This is a genomic window from Novosphingobium sp. NBM11, from assembly GCF_015390225.1.
In the GTDB taxonomy this organism is placed as follows: Bacteria; Pseudomonadota; Alphaproteobacteria; order Sphingomonadales; family Sphingomonadaceae; genus Novosphingobium.
In genome coordinates this window covers 147,034-171,637 of record NZ_VUOG01000001.1, presented here as the reverse complement: position 1 = coordinate 171,637, position 24,604 = coordinate 147,034, and the positions used below count along the sequence as shown (strand labels likewise).

20 protein-coding genes and 2 pseudogenes are annotated in these 24,604 nt (G+C 66.1%); 8 read left to right on the top strand and 14 right to left on the bottom strand.

Going from position 1 to position 24,604, the window contains the following annotated elements:
• Nucleotides 1-8: 8 nt before the first annotated feature.
• Nucleotides 9-1,571 carry an ISL3 family transposase gene (locus F1640_RS00855; RefSeq protein ID WP_194917272.1) on the bottom strand — a complete coding sequence of 521 codons (1,563 nt, stop codon included), beginning with the start codon at nucleotides 1,569-1,571 and terminating at the stop codon, nucleotides 9-11.
• An 88-nt stretch (nucleotides 1,572-1,659) separates the two neighbouring features.
• A pseudogene (locus F1640_RS00850) lies at nucleotides 1,660-2,469 on the bottom strand (FAD-binding oxidoreductase); the annotation flags it as partial.
• Between the two features lie 274 nt (nucleotides 2,470-2,743).
• Between F1640_RS00850 and F1640_RS00845 the strand changes: the two are divergent.
• From F1640_RS00845 to F1640_RS00835, 3 genes are all read left to right on the top strand, one after another.
• On the top strand, nucleotides 2,744-3,223 hold the full coding sequence (locus F1640_RS00845) for a hypothetical protein (RefSeq protein ID WP_194917268.1): 480 nt from the start codon (nucleotides 2,744-2,746) through the stop codon (nucleotides 3,221-3,223).
• 169 nt (nucleotides 3,224-3,392) lie between these two features.
• Entirely contained in the window at nucleotides 3,393-4,781 is a 1,389-nt protein-coding gene (locus tag F1640_RS00840) for a DEAD/DEAH box helicase (RefSeq protein ID WP_194917267.1), read from the top strand.
• Between the two features lie 51 nt (nucleotides 4,782-4,832).
• Nucleotides 4,833-5,591 (top strand): AAA family ATPase, encoded by a 759-nt coding sequence (locus F1640_RS00835; protein WP_194917266.1) that lies wholly within the window; start codon nucleotides 4,833-4,835, stop codon nucleotides 5,589-5,591.
• 1 nt (nucleotide 5,592) lies between these two features.
• Here F1640_RS00835 and F1640_RS00830 read toward each other — a convergent pair whose 3' ends face one another.
• The gene (locus F1640_RS00830; protein ID WP_125955863.1) at nucleotides 5,593-7,890 is read right to left on the bottom strand and encodes an ATP-dependent helicase; all 2,298 of its coding nucleotides are present in this window, start codon (nucleotides 7,888-7,890) and stop codon (nucleotides 5,593-5,595) included.
• Nucleotides 7,891-8,067: 177 nt separating this feature from the next.
• Between F1640_RS00830 and F1640_RS00825 the strand changes: the two genes are divergently transcribed.
• Nucleotides 8,068-8,655: a hypothetical protein gene (locus F1640_RS00825; RefSeq protein WP_194917265.1), complete on the top strand. Its 588-nt coding sequence runs from the start codon at nucleotides 8,068-8,070 to the stop codon at nucleotides 8,653-8,655.
• A gap of 114 nt (nucleotides 8,656-8,769) precedes the next feature.
• Here the strand turns inward: F1640_RS00825 and F1640_RS00820 are convergent, their stop codons facing one another.
• Both F1640_RS00820 and F1640_RS00815 read right to left on the bottom strand, forming a co-directional pair.
• Nucleotides 8,770-10,209: a methyl-accepting chemotaxis protein gene (locus F1640_RS00820; protein WP_194921014.1), complete on the bottom strand. Its 1,440-nt coding sequence runs from the start codon at nucleotides 10,207-10,209 to the stop codon at nucleotides 8,770-8,772.
• 234 nt (nucleotides 10,210-10,443) lie between these two features.
• A complete protein-coding gene (locus tag F1640_RS00815; protein ID WP_194917264.1) occupies nucleotides 10,444-11,793 on the bottom strand; it encodes an IS1380 family transposase in 1,350 nt (449 codons plus the stop codon).
• 248 nt (nucleotides 11,794-12,041) lie between these two features.
• On the opposite strand from F1640_RS00815, the pseudogene F1640_RS00810 reads away from it, so the two are divergent.
• A pseudogene (locus tag F1640_RS00810) lies at nucleotides 12,042-13,311 on the top strand (MFS transporter).
• A gap of 11 nt (nucleotides 13,312-13,322) precedes the next feature.
• Here F1640_RS00810 and rsmD read toward each other — a convergent pair.
• From rsmD to F1640_RS00795, 3 genes are read right to left on the bottom strand one after another with little or no spacing between them, the layout of a single operon-like run.
• Nucleotides 13,323-13,868, bottom strand: coding sequence for a 16S rRNA (guanine(966)-N(2))-methyltransferase RsmD (gene rsmD, locus F1640_RS00805; protein ID WP_194917263.1), 546 nt, complete (start codon nucleotides 13,866-13,868; stop codon nucleotides 13,323-13,325).
• Nucleotides 13,865-14,761 (bottom strand): pseudouridine synthase, encoded by an 897-nt coding sequence (locus F1640_RS00800; RefSeq protein ID WP_194917262.1) that lies wholly within the window; start codon nucleotides 14,759-14,761, stop codon nucleotides 13,865-13,867. Before F1640_RS00800 ends, rsmD begins: the two co-directional genes overlap by 4 nt.
• 49 nt (nucleotides 14,762-14,810) lie before the next feature.
• The gene (locus tag F1640_RS00795; protein WP_194917260.1) at nucleotides 14,811-15,950 is read right to left on the bottom strand and encodes an aromatic ring-hydroxylating dioxygenase subunit alpha; all 1,140 of its coding nucleotides are present in this window, start codon (nucleotides 15,948-15,950) and stop codon (nucleotides 14,811-14,813) included.
• Between the two features lie 95 nt (nucleotides 15,951-16,045).
• Between F1640_RS00795 and F1640_RS00790 the strand changes: the two genes are divergently transcribed.
• Nucleotides 16,046-17,731 (top strand): MFS transporter, encoded by a 1,686-nt coding sequence (locus tag F1640_RS00790; RefSeq protein WP_255530140.1) that lies wholly within the window; start codon nucleotides 16,046-16,048, stop codon nucleotides 17,729-17,731.
• Here F1640_RS00790 and F1640_RS00785 read toward each other — a convergent pair.
• The 4 genes from F1640_RS00785 to trpB all read right to left on the bottom strand — a co-directional run bounded on the left by F1640_RS00785 (nucleotide 17,728) and on the right by trpB (nucleotide 22,010).
• On the bottom strand, nucleotides 17,728-19,053 hold the full coding sequence (locus F1640_RS00785) for a folylpolyglutamate synthase/dihydrofolate synthase family protein (RefSeq protein WP_194917258.1): 1,326 nt from the start codon (nucleotides 19,051-19,053) through the stop codon (nucleotides 17,728-17,730). The genes F1640_RS00790 and F1640_RS00785 overlap by 4 nt on opposite strands.
• A gap of 88 nt (nucleotides 19,054-19,141) precedes the next feature.
• A complete protein-coding gene (gene accD, locus F1640_RS00780; protein WP_194917256.1) occupies nucleotides 19,142-19,990 on the bottom strand; it encodes an acetyl-CoA carboxylase, carboxyltransferase subunit beta in 849 nt (282 codons plus the stop codon).
• Nucleotides 19,987-20,787, bottom strand: a complete 801-nt coding sequence (gene trpA, locus F1640_RS00775) for a tryptophan synthase subunit alpha (RefSeq protein ID WP_194917254.1) — start codon at nucleotides 20,785-20,787, stop codon at nucleotides 19,987-19,989. The genes accD and trpA overlap by 4 nt, the downstream gene beginning before the upstream one ends.
• Nucleotides 20,784-22,010, bottom strand: coding sequence for a tryptophan synthase subunit beta (gene trpB, locus F1640_RS00770; RefSeq protein ID WP_194917252.1), 1,227 nt, complete (start codon nucleotides 22,008-22,010; stop codon nucleotides 20,784-20,786). The genes trpA and trpB overlap by 4 nt, the downstream gene beginning before the upstream one ends.
• Before the next feature lie 110 nt (nucleotides 22,011-22,120).
• On the opposite strand from trpB, the gene F1640_RS00765 reads away from it, so the two are divergent.
• Together F1640_RS00765 and F1640_RS00760 are read left to right on the top strand one after the other, a co-directional pair.
• Nucleotides 22,121-22,312, top strand: a complete 192-nt coding sequence (locus F1640_RS00765) for a hypothetical protein (RefSeq protein ID WP_206694599.1) — start codon at nucleotides 22,121-22,123, stop codon at nucleotides 22,310-22,312.
• A gap of 108 nt (nucleotides 22,313-22,420) precedes the next feature.
• The gene (locus F1640_RS00760) at nucleotides 22,421-22,879 is read left to right on the top strand and encodes an outer membrane protein (protein WP_124808642.1); all 459 of its coding nucleotides are present in this window, start codon (nucleotides 22,421-22,423) and stop codon (nucleotides 22,877-22,879) included.
• Nucleotides 22,880-22,977: 98 nt separating this feature from the next.
• Here the strand turns inward: F1640_RS00760 and F1640_RS00755 are convergent, their stop codons facing one another.
• Nucleotides 22,978-23,622: a phosphoribosylanthranilate isomerase gene (locus F1640_RS00755; protein ID WP_194917249.1), complete on the bottom strand. Its 645-nt coding sequence runs from the start codon at nucleotides 23,620-23,622 to the stop codon at nucleotides 22,978-22,980.
• Between the two features lie 44 nt (nucleotides 23,623-23,666).
• Entirely contained in the window at nucleotides 23,667-24,437 is a 771-nt protein-coding gene (locus F1640_RS00750) for an SIMPL domain-containing protein (protein WP_194917247.1), read from the bottom strand.
• Nucleotides 24,438-24,604 lie beyond the last annotated feature (167 nt).

Sequence of the window (24,604 nt, the reverse complement as noted above, 5' to 3'; positions counted from 1 at the left end):
AATCCAGGTCACGCTGGCGCCATAACTCTGGCTTTGAGAAGGTCGATTTTGGCGCGCCCGTACATCTGGCGCTTGATGGCCTTGAGGCGGTTGACTTTGCCCTCGACTTGACCGCTGGACCACGGCGTCGAGATCGCGGCGGCAACGGCGTCCTTGTCGGCTTCGACGCCGGCAGCGAACCCAGCAAGCTTGGTCTCGGCCGCCATGGCGATCCAAGGATCGAGCCGGGCCTTGTCCTTTGAGCGCATCATGGCGTGGAAGCAATCGAGAGCCTCGCGTGCGCTGATTAGCGCTGGCACGGCCTTTTCGATCACCGCGTTTATCAGGGCGGTCTGCGCTGATCCGGTGTCGCGCTCGGTGGTCATGCTGCGCGCGATGGTCCGTGCACTCAGCCCCGCACCGCCGGTGTGGCCAAGTTTTTCGTCGCGACGACGACGGGTCGCCCATTCGCTGACTACGCGCAGCGAACCGCCAAAACCGGAAGCCTTCAGCCGCCGCCACAGTTCAGCCCCAATCCGGCAGCCTGCATTCCACTCCGCCTCGAGGGTCAGCGACCAGACATCGAGCGAACTCTGGCGCGTGCGGAAGGTGTCGTGACGCTGGCCGCGCAGGACCTTGCGGATGGTCTTGCGCGACACGCCGGTCGTGCGTGCCATGACCCTGATCGGCACGCCTTGCCCGGCCAGATCGATAATCTGGCGGTTGAGGGCCTCGCGCAATTGGTAGCCATCCCACTGGATGCGCTCGGCACGGGTCAGGGTCGCCGGATCGACCGGCCCCGTCGGCGCCAGCGCGCGCCGCAAACATGGCATTTCCGAACGCACTGCCGCCAGAAATGCTGCCGAGGCGTTCTCGAACAGGTGCCAGCGGTCGGCCACCTGCTGTGCCTGCGGCGCCGCCTCGCTTGCGGCCGCACCATAACCCGGACCACGGTCGCGACAGATGATTTCGACTTGCGGGTTCTGGCGCAGCCAGGCGATGACCGTGTCGCGCTGACGATCGGGAAGCAGGTCGATCACCTCGCGTCGTTCGAGATCGACCACGATGCTCCCGTAGCTGTGGCCGCGGCGCCAAGCGAAGTCGTCGATGCCAACCACCCGCGCAGGTGGCGGCGGCACGGAGGCAGGATCGCTGCGTCTCAGAACTCGAAGCATCGTGTCGCGCGACCAAGGCGCCGACAGACGCGCCATCATGCGCGAGCCCGGCCTACCACCCAGCGCGACCGCCACCGCGCGCACTAGCGCGTCGCAACGACCCACCCTGCGGCCATATCGCCGGCCAACCGGCGGCGCCAGCGGCTCGCTGAACGTGCGCCTTGGACAAAGGGTATGCGTGCACCGAAACCGTCGAACCGACAGTCTCAGCCTGACGATGCTGCCGCTGACCGGCAAATCCGAAAGCATGCGGTCATATCGACTGTGGAGAGACGTCGATGGCATCGCGCAATCCGGGCAATCCGCTCCCACGGCCGCCAATCGGCCCGACATCTCGACGATTCCGTCGATCACAGTCCGGCTTTCCACGATTAATCCCGGTAACTGCAGGCTACTGTCCCATGCTTTCGAGGCCATCGACGTGTGCTCCTTGCTGACCCCCAATCCAGTTGGCCGCACACAGCGCAGAAATGTCAAATCTGCACGGAATTTGAGTCAGACCCTAATCGATCACCGCATCGAGGCTGTGCTGCGGCAGTACCTCGAAACCCTCCAGCGCGCCGCCGGCGACGCTTTCGGCGTGCAGCAGCAGGGTACGCGCGACCGGGAGCGATTCCACGCCCGCCCACAGCACCGCGCGCGCAGCAACCGCCGGTTCCAGCTTGAGCGTGGCGGCGGTGACGATGCCAAGCGTGCCTTCTGATCCAATCAGCAGCTGCTTCAGGTCGAAACCGCGATTGTCCTTCTTCAGCGGGGTGAGCGCATCGAACACAGAACCATCGGGCAGCACCGCTTCAAGCCCCAGCACCAGCGCGCGCATCGATCCGTGGCGCAGCACTTGCGTGCCGCCGGCATTGGTGGAGATGAGGCCCCCCACCGTCGCCGAACCCTTGCCGCCCAGCGAAAGCGGAAAGCGCAAGGCTTCCTTTTCGGCCGCTTCGTGCAGCACTTGCAGCACGACGCCCGCTTCGCAGGTAGCGGTGCGGTTTTCGGTGTCGATGGCACGGATGGCGTTCATACGGCGCAGGGTGAGCAACAGCGCGTTGCCGGTCCGGTCGGGCGTTGCCCCGCCAGACATGCCGGAGTTGCCGCCCTGAGGCACGATCGGAACGCCATGCCGGGCGCAAAGCTTGACCAGGGCCGCCACCTCGTCCGTATCGGCGGGCGATGCCATGGCCAGCGCGCGACCGGTGAAGCGCCCGCGCCAGTCGGTCAGCCACCCGTCCATGGCCTCCTGATCGGCGGTGATGCCCTTGGGGCCGAGCAGGGCGGTTGCTTCTTCAAGAAAGGCGGTCGGCGAAAAGGATGTGGACATCCGGCAGCGCTAGGCCGCGCGTCGGGGTGCTGCAATTCAAATCTGCTTGTCATCCGGTCCGGCAATCGGGTTAAGCAGCCGTTCAACAGGACGATGTAACGAAGCAACATTCGCAGCGACACCTGCCGGGGGGTGCGTGTTCGCGTGCGGGATGAGGGATCAGGTTGGCCGTTTTCCTTCCATGATGGTGCTTGCCGCATTTCTAGCGCCGTTCGCGCTGCTGTTTCCCGCCGTGGCGGGAGGAGAGGGCGTTGGCGATCCGTGGCCGACGGCCGTGGCGCCGGAAGGGCCGCCGCTTATCGGCGGGTTCGCCGGTGACGGCCGTTTCGGCGGAGGACCGCTAGCGGAGTGGACAGGCGGGTTTCCAGAGGATTCCTGGGATCAGGTCCGTATCGAACAGCGCCTGATTATTCGCATCGCGCCGCGCGCGCCGGGCCGTGATTCGTTCGCGCCGCCTCCACCGCCTCCCGGGCCGATGCGCCTGCGGGAGCGCAAGTCCGCACGTTGCCTGCCCGTGGCCGGGATCGCCGGCGTGCAGCGCGATATGGCTGACCGGCTGGTGCTGTTCATGCGCGATCGCCGCGTCATCGGCGCCAGCCTCGACAAATCCTGCAACGCGCGCGATTTCTATCTGGGCTTCTATGTGGAGCAGACCGCCGACGGGATGCTTTGTGCCGGGCGCGACACCATTCATTCACGCGCCGGGGCGACCTGCGAGATCAGCCGCATGCGCGAGCTCGTTCCCGAAAACTGATCCCAAAACGCCACCATTGCGAAAATTAAGCCTGAAAGCGTCCGAAGTTCTCGGGTTTCCTTGACTTTGGCCCCGCAATGGTCAAAGCGCGCGCTAAGGGAACCGGCGTCATGCGGCGACGGTCGGGGAGGAGTATATCCGGCCCCGCTTCTTTCGGAAATTGTCGCTGATGAAGTTTGCCGATCTCGGCCTGTCTGACGAATTGCTGAAGTCGGTGACGGACGCCGGCTATGACGAGCCGACTCCGATCCAGGCGCAGGCCATCCCCAGCGTGCTGATGATGCGCGACCTGATCGGCATCGCGCAGACGGGCACCGGCAAGACCGCCGGTTTCGTGCTGCCGATGATCGATATCCTCGCCCATGGCCGCCGCCGCGCGCTGATGCCGCGTTCGCTCATCCTGGAGCCGACACGCGAACTCGCCGCGCAGGTGGCCGAGAATTTCGAGAAGTACGGCAAGAACCACGATCTCAAGATGGCGCTGCTGATCGGCGGTGTGCAGATGGGCGATCAGATCAAGGCCCTGTCCGAAGGCGTGGACGTGCTGATCGCCACCCCCGGCCGGCTGATGGACCTGTTCGAACGCGGCAAGATCCTGCTCACGGGCTGCAACCTGCTGGTGATCGACGAAGCCGACCGGATGCTCGACATGGGCTTCATTCCGGACATCGAGAACATCTGCACCAAGCTGCCGGCGCAGCGGCAGACGCTGCTGTTTTCGGCGACGATGCCGCCGCCGATCAAGAAGCTGGCGGATCGTTTCCTGTCGAATCCGAAGTACATCGAGGTCGCGCGGCCTGCTTCGAACAACGCCAGCATCGCCCAGCACAAGGTGAAGGTCGGCAGCCGGCAGAAGCGCGAAGTGCTGCGCCACCTGCTGCGCAACGACAACGTGACCACCGCGATCATCTTCGCCAACCGCAAGACCACCGTGCGCGAACTGGCCAAGAGCCTCAAGAGCCACGGCTTTGCCGCCGGCGAGATTCATGGCGACATGGACCAGTCCAGCCGCATCGCCGAACTGGACCGCTTCAAGTCGGGCGACATCAACATCCTGTGCGCGTCCGACGTTGCCGCGCGCGGGCTGGACATCAAGGGCGTGAGCCACGTCTTCAACTTCGACACGCCGTGGCACCCGGACGATTACGTCCACCGCATCGGCCGCACCGGGCGAGGCGGGGCCACCGGCCGCGCGTTCACGCTCGTCGCGCCGGAGGATGCCGAAGCGATCGAGAACGTCGAGAAGCTTACCGGCGCCCCGATTCCCGAGATCAAGCTCGATATCGCTGGCGCTCCGGCGGAGGAACGGCCGGCCCGCAAGCCGCGCGAGGAAAGACCCGCAGCGGCCGAAAAGCCGAAGCGCGGCCGCAAGGCCGAACCGCGCGCGCCGGAGGAAGAAGCATCACCCTCCCGCGCCCGCCCGCCCCGCAGCGAAGCGCGGCCCCGCCGCGAGGCGCCGGCGGATCGCGCGCCACGCTATCAGGATGCGGAACCGCCGAGCGAACCGGGCGCGTGGAACGGGCCGATACCGGGATTCCTGAACGTTTCGGCGCTTTGACCAGCGATTGGCCGCAGTTGCAGGAATGGCTTTCTGCGATAACCTCCTGGGATGGCCAGAAAGAGATCCACCACTTCCCTGCCACCGCCTTATTTGAAGCGGATATGGTTTGCGGAGGACGGGAGGGCTGACCTCGACTGGGAGGCGTATCCCTTTTCATTACCGCTGTTCGGGAAGGGCGAGTTTGCCTTTTCCTTCTCTGCCGCCGTCACGATTTTTGTCGGCGAGAATGGTGCGGGGAAGTCTACGCTGCTTGAAGCAATCGCCGGACTGGCCGGCTTCAAAGATGGCGGTGGCGGCCCGGGCATGGCGGCGGTTTCGGGCTCCGAGGTCTCGGGGCAGGATGCCGGAGAGGTGGGAAATGCGCTTCGCGGCGCCTGGCTCCCGCAGATTCGTGACGGCTGGTTCTTTCGGGCCGAGACTTTCTTTTCAGTGGCTCGATATTTGGACGATGCCGGATCGCTATATGCAGACTTCCACTCCTCTTCGCACGGCGAAGGCTTTTTGCAATTTTTCGAGGAGAGGCTCGATCGCCAAGGCCTGTTTATTTTCGACGAGCCGGAATCGGCGCTTTCACCATACAAGCAGTTCGAGTTCTTGAAGATTCTCAGGCGGATGCAGCGCAATGCCAATGCGCAGGTCATCATTGCCACGCACTCGCCGCTGTTGATGGCATTGCCCGACGCAGATCTTCAGTTTGTCGACGCTTACGGCTTGCGGCCGATCAGCCTCGAGGAGACACCGCACTTCCAGATATACCGGGAGTTCGTGGCTTACCCTCATGAAACAGTCGAAGCTATGATCGAGTAGACTACCCCGCCGGCTTGACGAAGCTGTCGATCACGCGCTTGCGACCGGCGGTTTCGAAATCGATCTCCAGCTTGTTGCCTTCCTGCGCGGCGACGGTGCCGTAGCCGAACTTGTCATGGAACACGCGTGCGCCCATGGCGATGTCGGCGCGCGGCTTGGCGGCGAAGCTCGCGGCGCTGCGGGTCGCTTCGGGAATGCGGCGAGGGGCGGGGTCATAGCTCTGCGCCGCCGCACGCTGCCAGCCGGGGCCGCGGCCCACGCCGCGCGACGGTTGCGCGCGCGCGACGTCGGCGAAGGGATCGCTCTGTTCCGACCAGTTCGCGCGCCATAGCGACGCGCCGCCGGACAGGGTCGTCTCTTCCTCGATATGCCCTTGCGGCAGTTCGCCGATGAAGCGGCTGGGGATCGAGCTGGTCCACTGGCCATAGATGCGGCGGTTGGCGGCGTGCAGGATCGTGCAGCGTTTGCGCGCGCGGGTGATGGCGACGTAGGCGAGCCGGCGTTCCTCTTCCAGCGAGGCAAGGCCGCCTTCGTCGAGCGCGCGTTGCGAGGGGAACACGCCTTCCTCCCAGCCCGGCAGGAACACCTGGTCGAACTCCAGCCCCTTGGCGGCATGGATCGTCATCACCGTGACCTTCTCGTCATCGGGCGCGGCTTCGTTGTCCATCACGAGGCTGACGTGTTCGAGGAAATCGCCCAGCGTCTCGTAATCCTCCATCGCGCGGGCGAGTTCGGACAGGTTTTCCAGCCGCCCGTTCGCCTCCGCGCTGCGTTCGGCCTGAAGCGCGGCGGTATAGCCGCTTTCATCGAGGATGGTCCGCGCCAGTTCCGCCGGCACCAGCGTTTTCGAGGCATCGCGCCAGCGCGCGAAATCGCGCATCAGCGCGGTCAGCGTGCCGCGCGCGCGGGCGGGCAGTTCATCGGTATCGAGGATTTCGACCGCCGCCAGCGACAGCGGCACGCCGCGCGCGCGGGCATGGCGGTGGAGCTTTTCCAGCGTCTTGTCGCCCAGCCCACGTTTGGGCGTGTTGTAGATCCGCTCGAACGCGAGGTCGTCCGATGGCGAGGCGATCAGGCGCAGGTAGGCCAGCGCATCGCGGATTTCGGCGCGTTCGTAGAAGCGGAAGCCGCCGACGATGCGATAGCCAAGGCCGATCTGGATGAAGCGGTCTTCCAGTTCGCGCGTCTGGAATTGCGCGCGCACCAGAATGGCGATCTGGTTCAGTCCGCAGCCTTCGCGTTCCAGCCGCTCGATCTCGTCGCCCACGCGGCGGGCTTCCTCCGGCCCGTCCCACACGCCCACGACGCGGACCTTGTCGCCGCCGTTCTGTTCGGTCCACAGCGTCTTGCCCAGTCGTTCGGAATTTTCCGCGATCAGCCCGGACGCCGCGCCCAGGATGTGCGGGGTGGAGCGGTAGTTCTGCTCCAGCCGGATCACCTTGGCGCCGGGGAAATCCTTTTCGAAGCGCAGGATGTTGGCCACTTCCGCGCCGCGCCAGGAATAGATCGACTGGTCGTCATCCCCCACCACGCAGATGTTCTTGCGGGCCTGCGCGATCAGCCGCAGCCACAGGTACTGCACCGCGTTGGTATCCTGGTATTCGTCCACCATCACGTATTTGAAGCGCTGCTGGTACTGTTCCAGCACCTCGCGCTCGCGCCGGAACACGTTGAGCATGTGGAGCAGCAGATCGCCGAAGTCGCAGGCGTTGAGCGCCTGGAGCCGCGCCTGATAGAGCGCGTAGAATTTCTGGCCGCGCCCGTTGGCGTAGGCTTCGTTCTCGCCCGCATCGAGATCGGCGGGGTTGAGGCCCCGGTTCTTCCACTTGTCGATCAGCCCCGCCAGCTGGCGGGCGGGCCAGCGCTTTTCGTCCAGCCCTTCCGCCTGGATCAGCTGCTTGAGCAGGCGCAACTGGTCGTCGGTGTCGATGATCGTAAAGTTCGATTGCAGCCCGACGATCTCCGCATGACGGCGCAGCATTTTCGCGGCGATGGCGTGGAACGTGCCCAGCCAGGGCATCCCTTCCACCGCTGGGCCAATCAATTGCCCCACGCGCTCGCGCATTTCGCGCGCGGCCTTGTTGGTGAAGGTGACGCAGAGGATTTCGGACGGCCACGCCCGGCGCGTGCGCAGCAAATATGCCATGCGCGCGGTGAGCGCGGCGGTCTTGCCCGTGCCCGCGCCCGCCAGCATCAGCACGGGGCCTTCGGTCGTCAGCACGGCTTCGCGTTGTGGCGGGTTCAGGCCATCCAGCCAGGCTTCGCTGTCTGCGGGATTCGTAGGGTGGGGAACGGACATCGTGAACAGATAGGGACCAAAACAGGTCGTCGCAACGATCATTCGGCCCGTCGCGCCCGGTTTCCGTCACGGTTCGGCTCGTCGGCGCGAAAGGCACGTTCCGCCGCTTTGGCGGGATCGCAGGCAGGGGCCGTGCGTAGCTTGTTCACAGTACCTGACGACAGCAGGAGATTGAAAATGCGTAAGTTTCTGTGCGTGAGTGCGCTTGCGCTCGCAACCGCCGCCCTGCCTGCCGCCGCGCTTGCGCAGGCCACCACTCCTCCGCCCGCCGATACCACGGCACCCGTTCCCCCCGAAGCGGCGACTCCGGAAGCGGCCACTCCGCCGGCTTCCTCTGCGGACGCTTCGACCGCCACCACCACGTTCAGCCCCAGCGCCGAGCAGAAGGCGCAGTACGATGCATGGCCGGCGGACAAGAAGGCCAAGTACGACGCGTGGCCGGCCAGCCAGCAGGAATATTTCTGGTCGCTTGCGCCCGATCGCCAGGCTGGCTGGTGGGCGCTGAGCGATCAGCAACGGGGCCAGGTCTTCGCCATGACGCCCGATCAGCGTGAACAGGTGTGGCCGACGATCGTGGCCCAGGTGAGCGGCAAGCCGTCGGCTGCGGCGGCTCCCGCCTCCGCGCCACCGGCCGCCACGGCCGATGCCCCGTCGGAAGCGGCACCGCGCGGGAACATGGCTTCGGCTGATGGCGCCGCGGCCAAGGCCTACCCGCTGTGTTCGAAGACGGTGCAGGACAGCTGCCGGAACCGTGGCGGCGTCTGAACTCTGACAGTTGAAGGCCCTTCGGGTCGGGCCTGAAGGAAGGGCGCCGGATCACTCCGGCGCCCTTCGCGCTGCCCGCCCTGCGGCTGCAGCGCCCCGAGTTGATGCCGGATTTCAGAATTCGCTCCAGTCCTGCGTATCGTCGGACCCTTTCAGGGCGAGGTTGCCCTGCGTGGGTGCCGGCAGCGTGCGCTCGACGATCTCCAACGGTTCAGCGACAGGCGGCGGTGGTGCAAGCACGACGATCTCGGCGGACGGTGCCGGCGGCCTCGATGCTTGCCCGCCCGCCGTGTTGAAGTGTGCCACCAGTGCCGAAAGATTGCCCGCCTGCTGCGCCAAGCTGCGCGATGCGGCGGTGCTTTCCTCCACCATCGCGGCGTTCTGCTGGGTCATGAGGTCGATCTGGGTCACGGTTTCGTTCACGTCGCGCAGCATTTCCGACTGCTGCCGCGCGGATTCGGCGATGGTCTTGGTCAGCTGGCTGACTTCGCCCACGCGCGTCACGATCTGCCCCAGCGCGCGGCCGGTTTCGCCGACCAGCGTCACGCCCTGGTTCACATGATCGCTGCTGTTGGTGATGAGATCCTTGATCTCCCGCGCGGCATCGGCGGAGCGCTGCGCCAGGGCGCGCACTTCGTTGGCGACGACGGCAAAGCCCTTGCCGGCATCGCCCGCGCGCGCGGCTTCCACCCCGGCATTGAGCGCGAGGAGATTGGTCTGGAAGGCGATGCCATCGATTACGTTGATGATCTGGGTGATTTCCTGCGACGATTTCTGGATCATCGTCATCGCCGCGACCGCCTGCTCCACGACTTCGCCGCCCTGCGTGGCGCCGCGATGGGCATCCGCGATCGACTTGTCGACATCGGCCACGCTGCCGGCGTTCTGTTCGACCAGCGCGGTGACGGCCCGCATGGATTCGCTGGCCTTGGCGATCGAGGCGGCCTGTTGCTCGGTGCGCGCGGCCAGGTCGTCCGACGCGGTGCGGATCTGGCCCGAACTGCTGTCGATCGAGATGGCGGAGGTGGCAACGGAGGACAGCGTACCCGCCAGCGCTTCGGCGGCGCGGTTGAAATCGCAGCGGATCTGCTCCTGCGATTCCGGGAAGCCGGTATCGATGCGATAGGACAGATCGGCCTGGGCAAGATGCGACAGGGCCTCGGTCATCGCGTTGCTCACCGTGTCACGGGTTGCGGAAGAGGATCGCAAGTCCAGCGCGTTTTCGCGGAATACGCTCATAGCCTTGGTCATCCGGCCGACGCAGTCGGTATGGTTGGTATAGTGGATCGGGCTGTCGAGATCGCCGCGGGCGAGCGCTTCCATGCGGACGACGGTGTTCACGTAAGGCGTGCAGATGCGTTCGCCGCTGACGATCACGGTCACGGCCGAAAGCGCGACGACGACGGTCGAGGCGATCAGCGGCAGGATCAGCCCGCCGCCCAGGCCCACCCAGAGTGTCGCCAGCAGGCCGAGAACGGCAAGGCCCGTATGCACGAACAGCAGGGCGCGGAATTTCTCTCGGATGGGAGCCTGCTTCTCGAACCAGTTCAGCATGTTCACGTCGTTACCCTCGGTGCCGGGCCGCGAAGCCTTCGCGCGGCCTGTTCCGCCTCTTTCTAGCCCGGCCTATTCATGAGACTGAGGTTCCGGGCTTGTTGGGTGGCGATGCGTTTTCGGTGATGTGATCCGGACGAGCGCCTCTGGCGGTGTTTTTCACCGCGGTGGGATCGATGGGCTTTTCGGGGTTAATGGAGGGGGGCTTGCGGTTCGGCGGCACGGCCGCGCGGGCTATGTAGGAGCAGGCCGAAGGTTGGTGGCGACGGCCTTGAACGTGGCGGCATCGGGGCATGCTGACGCGAAGGCGATGCGGATGCGCGTTGCGGATTCAATGACGCGGGCGGCGACCTTGAGCAACCGGAGGCGGATCGTTGCGAACTCGGCGACGGCAAGCGCGGCAGATTTTGGGATTTCTTGCTGGATCCGCCACAGGAGCCAGTAGGCGGCGGTGTGCAGAATGAGGCGCATCTGGTTGGCATTGGCCGAGCGGCACGAGGTGCGATCGCTGGCGAGCTGGGTCTTGTGCCGCTTGATCAGGTTTTCGGCCTGGCCGCGGGCACAGTAGAGCGTGTCGTAGATGTGCTCGGCCGAGCCTTGGGTCAGCGAAGTGACGACATAGCGGATGTCCATGCCCAGCGTGCTGGCCTCGATCCGGGCGACGACGCGGCGCTGGCCCTTCCAGCTTTTGGCGCCGTAGCGGGTCTCGGCATAGTTTCGCAGGATCACACGCTGCTCCTCGGCCCGCTTGACCGCGCAGGTATCGGCGACGGCGACGATGGCGGGATCGGCCCGCAGCGCAGCGTTGGTTGGCAGGCCGAACACGTAATCGATGCCGTACGCCTCGCAGAACGCCATGACCTCGGGGCGGCCATAGTGCCCGTCACCGCGGATGGTGAGGTGGGTATCGGGCCAGTGCCGGCGGATGTGACGCACCAGACGCCGGATGTGGCCAGCAGCTTCGGCGCCAGATGGCGTCTTGCCGGTGCGAAGCAGCATCGCCACCGGCCGGCCACTGGCGGTGTCGTAGACGTGGATCGGCAGGAAGCAGCGCTCGCCATGGTGCCCGTTCCAGAACGAGAGCTGCTGATAGCCGTGGACGACATCGCAGGTGTCATCGATATCCAACGTCACCGCCGCCGGCGAAGTGGGATAGCTGGCGCAGTAGATATCGATCATGGCGGCCATCAACTTCGCCAGTTCGCGCGTGGTCGGCGCGTTCTCCCAGCGGCTCATCGTGGGTTGGCTCGCAAGCCCGGCACCGGAGCCCGGCAGCTTGCCCAGCGCCAGGCGGAAGCCGGGATCGTCGCGAAGGGCGTCGAGATCGTCGGCATCCTCGTATCCGCAAGCGATCGCGAACACCCGGGCGCGCAGGATGTCGGGCAGCGCATGGATCACCCGGCCAGGGTCACGCGGGTCGGCTATGCAAGCGGCAAGCCGACGGCAGATGCCCATCGCGCGCTCAGCCTGTGCCAGTAGCAGGACGCCGCCGTCCGAGGTCAGCCGACCACCATCAAAGGCGGCTGTGACTTTCCGGCTGCGCACTGCTGGGAATCGGAATGGGTTTGCAGTATCGTCGGTCATGGCGGGGTGGCCTGTGGCATCTTCTGCCCTGCGGCAGGTTCGGCTTAGACACCCAGTTCCTAATTCAGATCAGAGGCTTATGCCACTCCCGCCAACCCTCTCGGCCCAACGCGGTGAATAAGCCGGGCTAGGGAAAGCGCGCTGTGATTGGCTGAATGCCGGGATACGTGATTTCGCAGAGGCGGTGACGGTCGCGCAGTTCGCGGGATTCTTGACAAGTGCCCACCCCGCGCCGAACGAAGCGGCCCATGACGTCCACCGCGCATCCGATCCGCCAGCACGCCCGCATCCTGACGGCCAGCCTCGTTGGCACGGCGGTCGAGTTCTATGACTTCTACGTCTATGCCACGGCGGCGGCGCTGGTGATCGGGCCGCTGTTCTTTCCGGCGGAATCGGAAGCGGCGCAGAACATGGCCTCGTTCATGACCTTCGGCCTGGCGTTTTTCGCGCGGCCGGTGGGGGCGATCGCGTTCGGCCATTTCGGGGATCGGGCGGGGCGCAAGTCCACGCTGGTCGCCTCGCTGATGCTGATGGGGCTCTCCACGCTGCTGATCGCGTTTTTTGCCGACGTATGCCATGGCCGGGCCGATCGCGCCAGCGCTGCTGTGCCTGTTGCGCTTCGGGCAGGGCTTCGGGCTTGGCGGTGAATGGGGCGGGGCCTCGCTGCTGGCCGTGGAGAACGCGCCGAAGGGGTGGGAAGCCCGCTTCGGCTCCGCGCCGCAGCTGGGTGCGCCGCTGGGCTTCCTCGCCGCCAATGGCCTGTTCCTGATCCTGGCGGTGAACCTTTCGGACGCCGATTTCGCAGCATGGGGCTGGCGCATTCCGTTCCTGGCCTCGGCGCTGCTTGTAGGGCTGGGCCTGTGGGTGCGGCTGAGGATCGGCGAGACGGCGGCGTTCCGCGCCGCGCTGGAAACCGCGCCGCCGCCGCGCGTGCCGATCGGCCGACTGTTCGAGGATCATGCCGGCGCGGTGATCGCCGGGATCGCGGGCGTGGTCGCCTGTTTCGCGATCTTCTACCTCGCCACCACGTTCGCGCTGAGCTTCGGCACCAAGACCCTCGGCTATTCGCGCGAGGCGTTCCTGATGGTACAGCTGGGCGCGAACGCGTTCCTCGCCATCGGCATCCTGCTGGCCGGCTGGTGGGCGGACCGGACCAGCGCGCGCAACGTGCTGGCCAAGGGCGCGGCGCTGACGGCGGTGATCGGGCTGGTGTTCGGCGCGGGGCTGGGATCAGGCTCGTTGCCGCTGGTGTTCCTGACGCTGGCCGCCGCGCTGCTGGTGATGGGGCTGACCTATGGCCCCCTCGGCGCGTGGCTGCCCACGCTCTATGCCGTGCCGGTGCGCTACACCGGGATATCCGTGGCGTTCAACGTCGGCGGGATCATCGGTGGGGCGATGGCGCCGTTTGCCGCGCAATACCTCGCGCAGCACGGCGGCACCGCCTACGTCGGGCTGTTCCTGACTGTGGCGGGCAGCCTGACGCTGGCGGGCGTGCTGTTCGGCCGCAAGGCCGGCTGACGCCTGTTCCGTCAGCTCTTGAGGCGCAGCAGGGTGAGCAGCGCCTTGCCCACCTTGCGTTCGGCATCGACCTCGCACGCGCGGATCTGCGGTTGTTCGTTGGCGGCGGTTTCCAGACTGATCCACGTGGCTTCGCCGATCCAGCCGAGCCGCACCAGCCGGTCGATCGCGACCGCACCCGCGCCGGTGCCGTAAGGCGGATCGAGCAGGACCAGGTCGACGGGTTCCTTGACCGGTCCCAGCGTCAGCACCGACGCCGCGCGCACATCGCACTTCGGCTGGGCGTGCAACGCGGCAATATTGGCACGGATCGCGCGGATCGCGGGCGGGGCCTGTTCGACAAAGATCGCCTTCTCCGCGCCGCGTGACAGTGCCTCCAGTCCCAGCGCGCCCGATCCCGCGAAGAGATCGGCCACCGTCAACCCTTCGAAACTGCCGAGCCGGCTGGTCAGCATCGAGAACAGCGTCTCGCGCGTGCGGTCGGCCGTGGGGCGGGTGGTGTCGCCCTCGGGCGCGCGCAGCGGCCGGCCGCGCCATTCTCCGGCGATGATCCTCATGCCTGCCCCCGGCCCTTGGGCTGCAGCGTCTTGCGGAAACGCTCGACATCGACCTGGCGGATTTCGTCGGCCATACCGCGCGGAATGTCGGCCAGCGGGAAGGGACCGTACTGGATGCGGATCAGGCGCGATACCTGCAGGCCCAGGTGCTCCAGCACACGGCGCACTTCGCGGTTCTTGCCTTCGGTCAACGTCAGTTCGATCCACTGGTTGCGGCCGGTGCGCCGCTCCATGTTGGCGTCGATCGAGCCATAGCGGATGCCGTCGATCTCCACGCCCTCGCTCAGCTCTTCCAGCCGTTCCTGCGTGATGTCGCCGAAGGTGCGGGCGCGGTACGTGCGGGGGACGCCGGTGGACGGCAGTTCCATCGCGCGCTTGAGTTCGCCGTCATTGGTCAGCAGCAGCAGCCCCTCGGTATTGAGGTCGAGCCGGCCGATCGGCATCAGGCGCGGCGTCTCCTTCGGCAGCGCGTTGCGCAGGGCGTTGTAGATCGTCGGCCGCCCCGCCGGATCGCGCTCCGCCGTGATCAGGCCGGCGGGCTTGTGGAAGCGGAACAGGCGGGCCGGCTCCGCGGCCGCCACGGCCTTGCCGTCCACCGTCACGCCTTTCAGGTTCTTCAACACCGTGGCGGGCGTGGTCAGCACTTCGTCGTTCAGCTTCACCCGGCCGTCGACGATCATCCGTTCGACTTCGCGACGCGAGGCGATGCCGGCGCGCGCCAGCAGCTTGGCGATGCGTTCGCCTTCGCGCGGCGGGCCATCGGCGGCGGGCGTGGCCGGCGTGCGCGGTGCGGCCGGTTTGCGGGGCGCGGCGGGACGCTTCGCAGCGTCGGGCCTCTTCGGAGCGGCGGGCCGTCCCGGGCGGCCGTTCCGGGGTTTGGGGGGAAGTGTCATGCCCCGCCCTTACGCGCGCTTGGCCCGCGCGTCACCCCGGCTCTTGCGGTCAGAGGCCGGCTCTCGCCATCTGCTCCGCGCAGATCGCGTGGAAGCGCGCGATGCCGGCTTCCAGCGTGCCGAGCGTGATCCGGTCCACGGCGCCGCTGGCAAGGCCCTGCTGGCCAAGTTCCGCCGCGCGGAAATCCTCCGCGCCGAACACCTGGCCGTCGAGCAGCTTCCAGCTCTTTTGCCAGTGCTTCTCCGCCTTCTCGTCGCGCGGCGGTTCGGGGATCAGCATGAAATCCTCGACCAGCGTCTGGTCCACCGCCTGCGGCATGATCGTCATCAGGTTGACGTAATCCGGGCTGACCACGACCACGGTGGCGGGAAAGAGCTGGTAGGCGAACGTGCCCACCGCGCGCAGTTGCGCCCAGTCGGACAAGTCCACGCCCTCCATCTCCGCCGCGCGGCCGACCAGCGACCGCTTGTGCGGCCCGATCTCGTCGCCCGAGGTGATGCCGTCCTTGAAGAACGGTGCGATCGACGCCGCGTGCAGGCGCAGCACATGGTAGCTTTCCAGGAAGGCGTCCATGATCAGCTTCCAGTTCGACGCCACCCGGTGCGTGCGCCGCGCATAGAGGTGCTGCCCGGCGAGGCCCACCGCGGCGAAGTCCTCACCCACGCGCGCGGCGTCACCGAAATCGGCGTCGGGGGCTGCGGGCGCGAACCAGATCAGGCCGCCGGATTCGTGGCTCGGCAGTTCGACCAGGCCGTGCGCCGCCTTGTCGAAGCCGGGAAAGGTATCCGGGCGGGGTAGGGCGAGCAGGCGGCCGTCGGTGGCATAAGTCCACGCGTGATACGGGCAGACCATGCGCTTGCCGCACTGCACGTCCTGTCCTTCGACCAGTCGCGTGCCCCGGTGGCGGCAGACGTTGAGGAACACCCGGATCGCGCCCTCGCCATCGCGCGCGATCAGCAGCGGCCGGCCGGTGCCATCGTGGGGCACGGCCATGTTGGGTTCGGGCAGCAGCGCCGAAGGGGCCAGCACTTGCGGCATCCGGTCGAAGAGCGTGGCCTTCTCGCGCGCGAAATGCGCCGGATCGACATAGGCGGACGCGGGCACATGGGCGATGGCGGAAGCCTGCTGTCCGGCGCCGGCGGCAACCTGATGCGCCAGCGCGAGCTGACCTTCGGTGGGGCGTCCCATGGGGTCCTCTTCCCTATCTTTTGTTGTCGGGGCTAGGCATACCCCGAAAGGCCGCTAGGGTGTTCAGAAAAAATTCTCAGACGGAAGGGACCAGAATGACATCGCCTACCGCGCCGGTGCCCCGACCCAAGGGCTGGCGCCTGCTCAGGTTGGCTTTGCAGAAGCGCAAATCCGCAACCATGCTGGGGTTCGGCTTTGCATCTGGCCTGCCGTATGCGCTGCTGATCGGTACCCTGAATGCTTGGCTCGGCGAAGTGGGCGTGAAGCTGGCGACGATAGGGGTGTTGTCATGGATCGGCCTGTCCTATTCCTTTAAGTTTCTGTGGTCGCCGCTGGTTGACCGCTTCCGTTTGCCGGGGCTGGATCGGTTGGGCCGGCGCAAAAGCTGGATTCTCCTCTGCCAGGGTTTGCTTGTCGCAGGCTTCTTCGGATTGGCAGTGACCGATCCCGCGCATGCAATCGGTGTGTTCGCGCTTTTTGCGTTCATGGCCGCTTTGGCATCGGCAACGCAGGACGTGGCTATTGACGCTTGGCGCATTGATGTCGCCGATGAAGAAACGCCGGTGGAACTGCTCTCATCGATCTATCAGTTCGGTTATCGCATTGCCTCGATCGTGGGCGGAGCACTGGCGTTACTGATGGCGGGCCGGATGTCATGGTCACTGGTCTATATGTTCATGGCTGGCCTGATCGTCCTGATAGCGTTTGTCACGTTTCGTGCGCCCGATACGCCTCGCCCAGAACAAGGGCTGTTACACGCCGCATTGGCGCAGCGTGGAGAGCTTTCGCCCCGCACTCGTGCCGTCGCCCTTCTCTTCGTAGGGGTAAGCTGGGCGTGGGCGATCGGCACGATCATTCATTTCATGGTGGGAATGCTCGCCCCGTCCGATCCGCAGAGGCCTCTCCCTTCAGTTGGCGATTTCACACGACTGTTCGGGCCGTGGATTGTTTTTGCGACGGTAGCCGTGCCGCTGATTGTCGCAGCCGCCACCAACTGGTTGAAAGCTCGACAGATATGGACCCTGACCGTATCTGATCCGCGGGTTTCACCAGTGCGGACGGCTGGCAATCACCTATACGTGGCGCTGGTCTCGCCGCTCGCCGAATTGTCCGCCCGGCTGGGGTGGGGTGTGCTGATCGTGATCGGCATGATCCTGACCTATACTCTATGCTACAATATCTGGGGCAGCTTCGCTTTTCCGTTCTATCTGGAATTCCTGAAGTATTCGAAGGAGGAGGTCGCGTTTGCCTCCAAGGTTTTCGGGATTTTCATGACCATCTTCGGCATCAGCCTGGGTGGCTATCTGTTCGCCCGTCTGGGGCGCATGCCCACGATCCTGATCGGGGCGATCCTGCCGATTCTTGGCAATTTCGTCTACGCCGATCTCGCAGAGGGCTCGCCAGGTATTGATGCGGTGGGCGGCGCGATTGGTTTGAAGGCCCTGTTTGCCTTGTTCGGCTTTGACGAGCGTATGGTGCGCCTGCTGCTGGCGATCAGCTTCGAGAACATATCCACCGGTATCGCGGGTGCCGCGTTCGTCGCGTATATGTCGGGAATTGTGAGCAAAAGTTACACTGCAGTTCAGTACGCGCTGCTTTCCTCGCTGACATTCCTCGTCGGATCGTTAGGGCGCGGGATCGCAGGCGAGGCTTTCGATACTTACGGCTATGCCGTCGTATTCCGCTGGACCGCGGCGGCCGGGCTGGTGGCCGTTTTCTTTGTACTGTTGGAATGGGCGAGGGTTAGCCGGGAGCCAAAGCCGGAACCCGTCGAAACCTAATCCGGCACTTCCCCGTTCCGCCGCAGCACATCCCCGGCAAGGTAGAGCGAACCCGCGATCAGCACATCGCCTTCGGGCGGCAACGCGGCCAGCGCTTCGGCCACGTTGGCAAAGCTGCGCGCTGGCAGCGTGGTGAACGGCGCGAAGTCTTCCGGGCGGTGCGCGTCGTGCCCCGGTGCGGGAACGATCGACAGCGACAGCAACCGGTCCGCCAGCGGCGCGATGATCGCGGACGGGTCCTTGTTGGCGAGCATGCCCGTGACGAGATGGATTTTCGGACCCCCGGCGAAGTGGCGGGCGATGGCGAGGCCGGCATCGGGGTTGTGCCCGCCGTCGAGCCGCACCGCCCGCGCGCCGGCCAGCGCGGTGAGCGGGCCAGCGCCCAGCCGTTGCAGCCGCGCGGGCCAGCGCGCGGCGGGGATGCCCCGCGCCATCGCTGCGGGCGAGACGACAACCACGCTCTGATGGCGCAGCATTGCCACGGCGAGCGCGGCGTTGTCCGCCTGGTGGCTGCCGGGCAAGGCAGGCAGCGGCAGGGTGAGCGAGCCGCGCGCATCGCTATAGGCGATTGCATCGCCGATCTCGGCGTTCCAGTCGCGCCCGCGCATCATCACCGGCGCGCGGATCGCTTCCGCCGTATCCAGCACCGATTGCGCCACTGCAGCGGGATAGGCTTGCGTCACCAGCGGAACGCCGGGCTTGGCGATGCTCGCCTTCTCGAAAGCGATGCGCGCCAGCGGATCGGTGGGCACGCCGGCTTCGGGCGTCAGCAGGAAGCCTTCGTGGTCCAGCCCCAGCGTCGCGATGCCGCACGCCGCCGCGGTCGGCAGCACGTTGGTGGCGTCGAGCCGCCCGCCCAGCCCGGTTTCGATCACGCAGACGTCGGCAGGGATGCGGTGGAAGGCCAGGAACGTCGCCACCGTGGTCACTTCGAAGAAGCTGGGGGCAAGGTCCTCCGCTGCGTCCAGCACTTCCTTGAGCAGCGCGGCCAGCAGATCGTCGCCGATCAGCTTGCCGGCAATGCGGATGCGTTCGTTGTAGCGCACCAGATGCGGCTTGGTGGCGGAATGGACCGTCAGCCCCTGCGCTTCCAGCATGAAGCGCAGATACGTGCAGGTCGATCCCTTGCCGTTGGTGCCGGCCACATGGAACACCGGCGGCAGCGCGAGATGCGGGTTGCCGACGCGGGCGAGCAGTTCGCGCGCGGTATCCAGCCCGAACCGGCCCTGCGGCAGCGACAGCGCGCCCAGCCGGTCAAGCTGCGCCTGCACCGCCGCGTTTTCGGAAATGGCGAAGTCGCGCGTCAAAGGCCCCTCCCGCATGCGGGAGGGGTTTGGGGTGGGCGGGGCCGGGTGCCGCGTGTGTCGGACCCACCCCCGGCCCCTCCCGCATACGGGAGGGGAGAGGCGGTCACGCGGCCTTTGCGGCCGTGAGGTAGTCGATCACTTGCGCCAGAGTTGCCTTCATGTCGCGGCGGTGGACCACCATGTCGAGCATCCCGTGCGCGTGAAGGTATTCCGCGCGCTGGAAGCCTTCGGGCAGCTTTTCGCGAATGGTATCCTGAATCACGCGCTGGCCGGCAAACCCGATCAGCGCGCCGGGTTCGGCGATCTGCACGTCGCCCAGCATGGCATAGCTGGCAGTGACGCCGCCGGTGGTGGGATCGGTCAGCAGCACGATATAGGGCAGGCCCGCCGCGTGAAGTTTGGCGATGGCCACGGTGCTGCGCGGCATCTGCATCAGGCTGAGAATGCCCTCCTGCATCCGCGCGCCGCCAGCGGCGGTCACCGCGATATAGGGACACTTCTCCGCGATCGCGCGCTCGATCCCGGCGATGAAGGCGTTGCCCACGGCCATGCCCATCGATCCGCCCATGAACGCGAATTCCTGCACCCCGACCACGGCCTTGTGCCCGTCGATCGTGCCGGCGGCGTTGGTCAGCGCGTCCGGGTGCGGGTTGGCGGCCTTGGCCGCCTTGATGCGATCGGTGTACTTCTTGCTGTCGCGGAACTTCAGCGGGTCTTCCTTCACCTTTGGGGCGGGAAGAAGCTCGAAGCCCGGATCGAGCAACTGGGCGAACCGCGCGTCGGCGCCGATGCGGCCGTGATGGTCGCAATGCGGGCAGACGGAAAGGTTGTCCTCATAGTCCTTGGTGAACAGCATCTCGCTGCACGAAGGACACTTGATCCAGAGGTTGTCGGGCGTGTCCCGCTTCGGTGTGAAGGGCAGGGCGTTGCGAACGCGGTTGAGCCAGCTCATGCGATTTCCTTGCGGGCAGAGTGGACGGCGGCGGCGAGCGCGGCGGTGAGTTCCTTCACCGGCCCCGCCGCGTCCGCGCCATGTTTGGCGACGAGATCGACCAGCGCCGATCCCACGACGACACCATCGGCCACCCTGGCGATGGCCGCGGCCTGTTCGGGCGTGCGCACCCCGAAGCCGACGGCAACCGGGATCGTGGCCGAAGCCTTGATCCGGGTGACGGCTTCGTCGATCGAGGCCTGCGCCGCCTGCTGCATCCCGGTGATGCCGGCGACCGAGACATAATAGAGAAAGCCCGAAGACCCTTCCAGCACGGCAGGCAGGCGCGCAGCGTCGGTGGTTGGCGTGGCCAGGCGGATCAGCGAAACGCCGGCATTGCGCAGCGCCGGCCCCAGTTCGGGATCTTCCTCTGGCGGAATGTCCACGCAGATCACGCCATCGATGCCCGCGTTCACGCATTCGGCGGCGAACCAGTCGGCCCCGCGCACGGTCATCGGGTTGGCATAGCCCATCAGCACCAGCGGCACCTCGGGATGGCGCGCGCGGAACGCGGCGGCGATGCGCAGGATGTCGGCGGTCTTGGTGCCAGCGCCGAGCGAGCGCAGGTTCGCCAGCTGGATCGCCGGACCATCGGCCATCGGATCGGTGAACGGCATGCCCAGCTCGATCACGTCCGCCCCGCCTTCGACCAGCGCGTCGAGGATGGAGGCGGTGGCGTCCGGCGTCGGATCGCCGCCCGTGACGAAGGTGACGAGGGCGGGCCGGCCCTTGGCGAAGGCGGAGGCGAGGCGGGTCACAGCGACACCCCCAGATGTTCGGCGACGGAGAAGATGTCCTTGTCCCCCCGCCCACACAGGTTGGCGAGGATGATCTGGTCCTTGCCCATCGTCGGCGCGACCTTCTTCACCGCCGCGATGGCGTGGGCGGGTTCGAGCGCCGGGATGATGCCTTCGGTGCGGCAGAGCAGCTGGAAGCCATCGAGCGCTTCCGTGTCCGTCACCGAGGTATAGTCGACGCGGCCGATTTCCTTGAGCCACGCATGTTCCGGCCCGATGCCGGGATAATCGAGGCCCGCCGAAATCGAGTGGCCTTCGGTGATCTGGCCGTCTTCGTCCTGCAGCAGGTAGGTCTTGTTGCCGTGGAGAATGCCGGGGCGCCCGCCCGCGAGCGAGGCGGCATGTTCCTTGTCCAGCCCGTGGCCCGCCGCTTCCACGCCCAGCATCCTGACGCTGGTATCATCGAGGAACGGGTGGAACAGGCCGATCGCGTTTGATCCGCCACCGATGGCGGCGACCAGCAGATCAGGCAGGCGGCCGATGCGGGACAGCATCTGCGCGCGGGCTTCCTTGCCGATCACGCTCTGGAAATCGCGGACGAGTTCTGGATAGGGGTGCGGCCCGGCGGCGGTGCCGATGATGTAGAACGTGTTGTGCACGTTCGCGACCCAGTCGCGCAGCGCTTCGTTCATGGCATCCTTGAGCGTACCCGCGCCGGCCGTGACCGGCACGACTTCCGCGCCCAGCAGCTTCATGCGGAACACGTTCGGCTTCTGCCGTTCCACGTCCGTCGCGCCCATGAAGATCACGCAGGGCAGGCCGAAGCGCGCGCAGACCGTCGCGGTCGCGACGCCGTGCTGGCCTGCGCCGGTTTCGGCGATGATCCGCGTCTTGCCCATGCGCATGGCCAGCAGGATCTGGCCGATGCAGTTGTTGATCTTGTGCGCGCCGGTGTGGTTCAGCTCGTCGCGCTTGAACCAGACTTGCGCGCCGCCCAGTTCCTCGGTCAGCCGGGGCGCGAAATAGAGCGGGCTCGGGCGGCCGACATAGTGTTCGAGCAGGTCGTCGAACTCGGCCTGGAATGCGGGGTCGGCCTTGGCCCTGCGGTATTCCTGTTCGAGATCGAGGATCAGCGGCATCAGCGTTTCGGCAACATAGCGCCCGCCGAACTGGCCGAAATGGCCACGATCGTCGGGCTGGCTGCGAAAGCTGTTGGGGGTGGCCCCTGTCGGTTCTGCGCTCATGCGCCGCGATTGGCAGAGGCCGCGCGGCTTGTCCAGATTCGCGTCCCTCGCGCGTGCGCGTTTCACCACGGGGCAAGGACAGCTCCTGGCCTCTTGTGGATTTGGACGGCGTGCGCGTCGGATTGCACGATTTTGTGCCGACGTTCATCTTGCGGAAAGATGCAGTCGCTAGAGAGGCGCTGCAACGTCGTGAAGGCGGTCTCGAAAGAGGCCGCCTTTTTATTTTTATATTCGGAAACGATGCTGAAAATATTCGTTACAAGCCTACCGGTAAATGTGTGGCAATGATGTCACTTATATGAAGGTTTTGGTTGGATGAATGTTTTCCGTGTTGTGGCATATATGATTGAAAATTAACTGGCCGTTGCCCCCATAAAGCAAAGAAGGGGCGTTCAAGTCAGGAGTTTATTATGCGTATTGTTCTTCTTTCGCTCGCCGCCTCGCTGGTCGCGGCGACGCCGGCCCTTGCCAACGAAGTCCGCGTCGAAACGCGCGCGGGCGTCTACTGGACGGACGGCGCGACGAAGGGCACGGCCGGTGTCGCCGCCGGCTACGATTTCGATCTGGGGCCGGCCGCCTTTTCCGGCCTTGAAGTCTCGGGTGACAAGATTCTCACTTCGGGCACCAAGGTTGCGTGGGGCTTCACCGGCCGCCTGGGCGCCAAGCTCGCCGGCTCGAAGCTTTACGGCACTGGCGGTTACACCACCGAACCGTGCAGCCTGTGCGAAGGATCGTGGCATCTCGGTGCTGGCTATGAGCGCGGCTTCATGGGGAACCTCTATGGCAAGGTGGAATATCGCCACTACTTCGGCCGCAACGGCTTCAACGATGCCAACGCGGTCGTGGCCGGCGTGGGCGTGAAGTTCTGATCGCGTCAGCCACGCGATCCGGCCACGCCTGAAGGCGTGGCATAGCTTCGGGGCGGCTTTCTTCGGGAAGCCGCCCTTTTTCTGTTTCGGTGGAGCGATCAGCCCGCGCGGGCGGCGTAACAGAACGAGGCGATGCGCTGTTCGTCCTTCACCCCGGGCGCGCTTTCCACGCCGGACGAGACATCGACCATCGGCGCCCCGGTCATGCGGATTGCCTCGGCCACGTTGTCCGGCGACAGTCCGCCGGCAAGGCCCCACGGCAGCGCCCCGCGATAGCCGGCCAGCAGCGTCCAGTCGAACGCCAGCCCCAGTCCGCCGGGCAGGGCCGCGCCTTTGGGCGTCTTGGCATCGAACAGGATGAAGTCGGCCGTGCCGGCATAGGCACCGGCGCGCGCCACATCGGCAGCCGTGGCGACGGACAGGACTTTCCACACCGGCAGGCCGAACCGCGCGCGGACCTGCGCCGCGCGATCGGGCGCTTCGTGGCCATGAAGCTGGATGGCATCGAGCCGTGCCGCCGCGACGGCTTCGGCAAGGAAGGCATCGTCGGCATCGACGAACACGCCAACGCGCGTGACCCTGCCCTGGGCCTGCTCCGCCAGCGCGGGGGCTTGCGCGAAGCCCAGGAAACGCGGCGATGGCGGATAGAAGTTGAACCCGACGTATTCGGCGCGGGCCTTGATCGTGGCGGAGAGCGCTTGCGGCGTCGTGATTCCGCAGATCTTGATGGAAGGGCCGGGCATGGCCGTGCGTTAGGCCATGCCCGGCCGCTTCGTCAAACTGCCGATCAGGGGGCGAGTTCGTAGGTGACGGTAACGCTGGCGCCCACGTCCAGTTCACCGGCGGCAACCGGGCTGGGTGCGGCCATGGCCATCATCTTGTCGGCGCGGGCATAGAGGACCGGCGCGGGCGGCGACCAGCCGCTGCTTTCGCTGATCGTCAACACGCGCACCACGCGCAGGCCGGCGGCACGGGCGTAGAGATCGGCGCGGGCGCGGGCTTTCTTCATCGCGTCGACGCGGGCTTCGTCCGTCGCGGCATCGGCGTTGTCGAGCTGGAACGACGGGCCGTTGACTTGGTTGGCGCCCGCCGCCACCAGCGTGTCGATCACCTTGCCGTACTGGTCGATCTTGCGCTGGCGCACGGAGACCTGGTTGGTCGCCTGATAGCCGACGATGACCGGTTCCTGCTGCTCGATCGAACCGTCTGGCAAGCGCTTGGGCTGGCCATAGACCGGGTTCACCGAAAGATTGCTGGTCTGGATGTCACGGTCGGCAATCCCGGTGCGCTTCAGCGCAGCGATCACCGCGTTCATCTTGTCGGCGTTTTCGCTCAGCGCTTCGCCGGCGGCTTTGCCCTGCGTGGTGACGCCGGCGTTGAACACTGCGAGATCGGGCGTGCGCGTCGTCTTCCCTTCGGCCGAGATGGTCAGCACGCTGTTGCCCGGCGCGACGACCGGCGCGGTGGAAAGCGCGGCCTGCGCCGCCACCGGAGTGGCCATCATCGCCAGCGGCGCGAAAGCGGCCGCGGCAGCGACGGAAAGAAGGGCACGTTTCATGGGGCGGTCTCCTGTTGCACTCTGTTGCGCGATCTGGACGAAGCGACGTTACGGCGTGATGAACCGTTGCAACGGAAACCGTTCAGATTGGTGAATCGTTCCGGGACCCGATCCCACCCCCGTTCCCAAAGCACGCTATGGCTGGGATAGCCGCTGCCGTTGCCCGC

Bases quoted from the DNA above. Each gene is read 5' to 3' on its own strand.
- F1640_RS00750 (WP_194917247.1), bottom strand. From the start codon at position 24,437: ATGAAACGTGCCCTTCTTTCCGTCGCTGCCGCGGCCGCTTTCGCGCCG.
- F1640_RS00760 (WP_124808642.1), top strand. From the start codon at position 22,421: ATGCGTATTGTTCTTCTTTCGCTCGCCGCCTCGCTGGTCGCGGCGACG.
- F1640_RS00790 (WP_255530140.1), top strand. From the start codon at position 16,046: ATGACATCGCCTACCGCGCCGGTGCCCCGACCCAAGGGCTGGCGCCTG.
- F1640_RS00840 (WP_194917267.1), top strand. From the start codon at position 3,393: ATGAAGTTTGCCGATCTCGGCCTGTCTGACGAATTGCTGAAGTCGGTG.
- F1640_RS00835 (WP_194917266.1), top strand. From the start codon at position 4,833: ATGGCCAGAAAGAGATCCACCACTTCCCTGCCACCGCCTTATTTGAAG.
- F1640_RS00755 (WP_194917249.1), bottom strand. From the start codon at position 23,622: ATGCCCGGCCCTTCCATCAAGATCTGCGGAATCACGACGCCGCAAGCG.
- F1640_RS00785 (WP_194917258.1), bottom strand. From the start codon at position 19,053: ATGCGGGAGGGGCCTTTGACGCGCGACTTCGCCATTTCCGAAAACGCG.
- F1640_RS00830 (WP_125955863.1), bottom strand. From the start codon at position 7,890: ATGTCCGTTCCCCACCCTACGAATCCCGCAGACAGCGAAGCCTGGCTG.
- F1640_RS00815 (WP_194917264.1), bottom strand. From the start codon at position 11,793: ATGACCGACGATACTGCAAACCCATTCCGATTCCCAGCAGTGCGCAGC.
- F1640_RS00820 (WP_194921014.1), bottom strand. From the start codon at position 10,209: ATGCTGAACTGGTTCGAGAAGCAGGCTCCCATCCGAGAGAAATTCCGC.
- F1640_RS00855 (WP_194917272.1), bottom strand. From the start codon at position 1,571: ATGGCCTCGAAAGCATGGGACAGTAGCCTGCAGTTACCGGGATTAATC.
- F1640_RS00825 (WP_194917265.1), top strand. From the start codon at position 8,068: ATGCGTAAGTTTCTGTGCGTGAGTGCGCTTGCGCTCGCAACCGCCGCC.
- rsmD (WP_194917263.1), bottom strand. From the start codon at position 13,868: ATGAGGATCATCGCCGGAGAATGGCGCGGCCGGCCGCTGCGCGCGCCC.
- accD (WP_194917256.1), bottom strand. From the start codon at position 19,990: ATGAGCTGGCTCAACCGCGTTCGCAACGCCCTGCCCTTCACACCGAAG.
- trpB (WP_194917252.1), bottom strand. From the start codon at position 22,010: ATGAGCGCAGAACCGACAGGGGCCACCCCCAACAGCTTTCGCAGCCAG.
- F1640_RS00795 (WP_194917260.1), bottom strand. From the start codon at position 15,950: ATGGGACGCCCCACCGAAGGTCAGCTCGCGCTGGCGCATCAGGTTGCC.
- F1640_RS00800 (WP_194917262.1), bottom strand. From the start codon at position 14,761: ATGACACTTCCCCCCAAACCCCGGAACGGCCGCCCGGGACGGCCCGCC.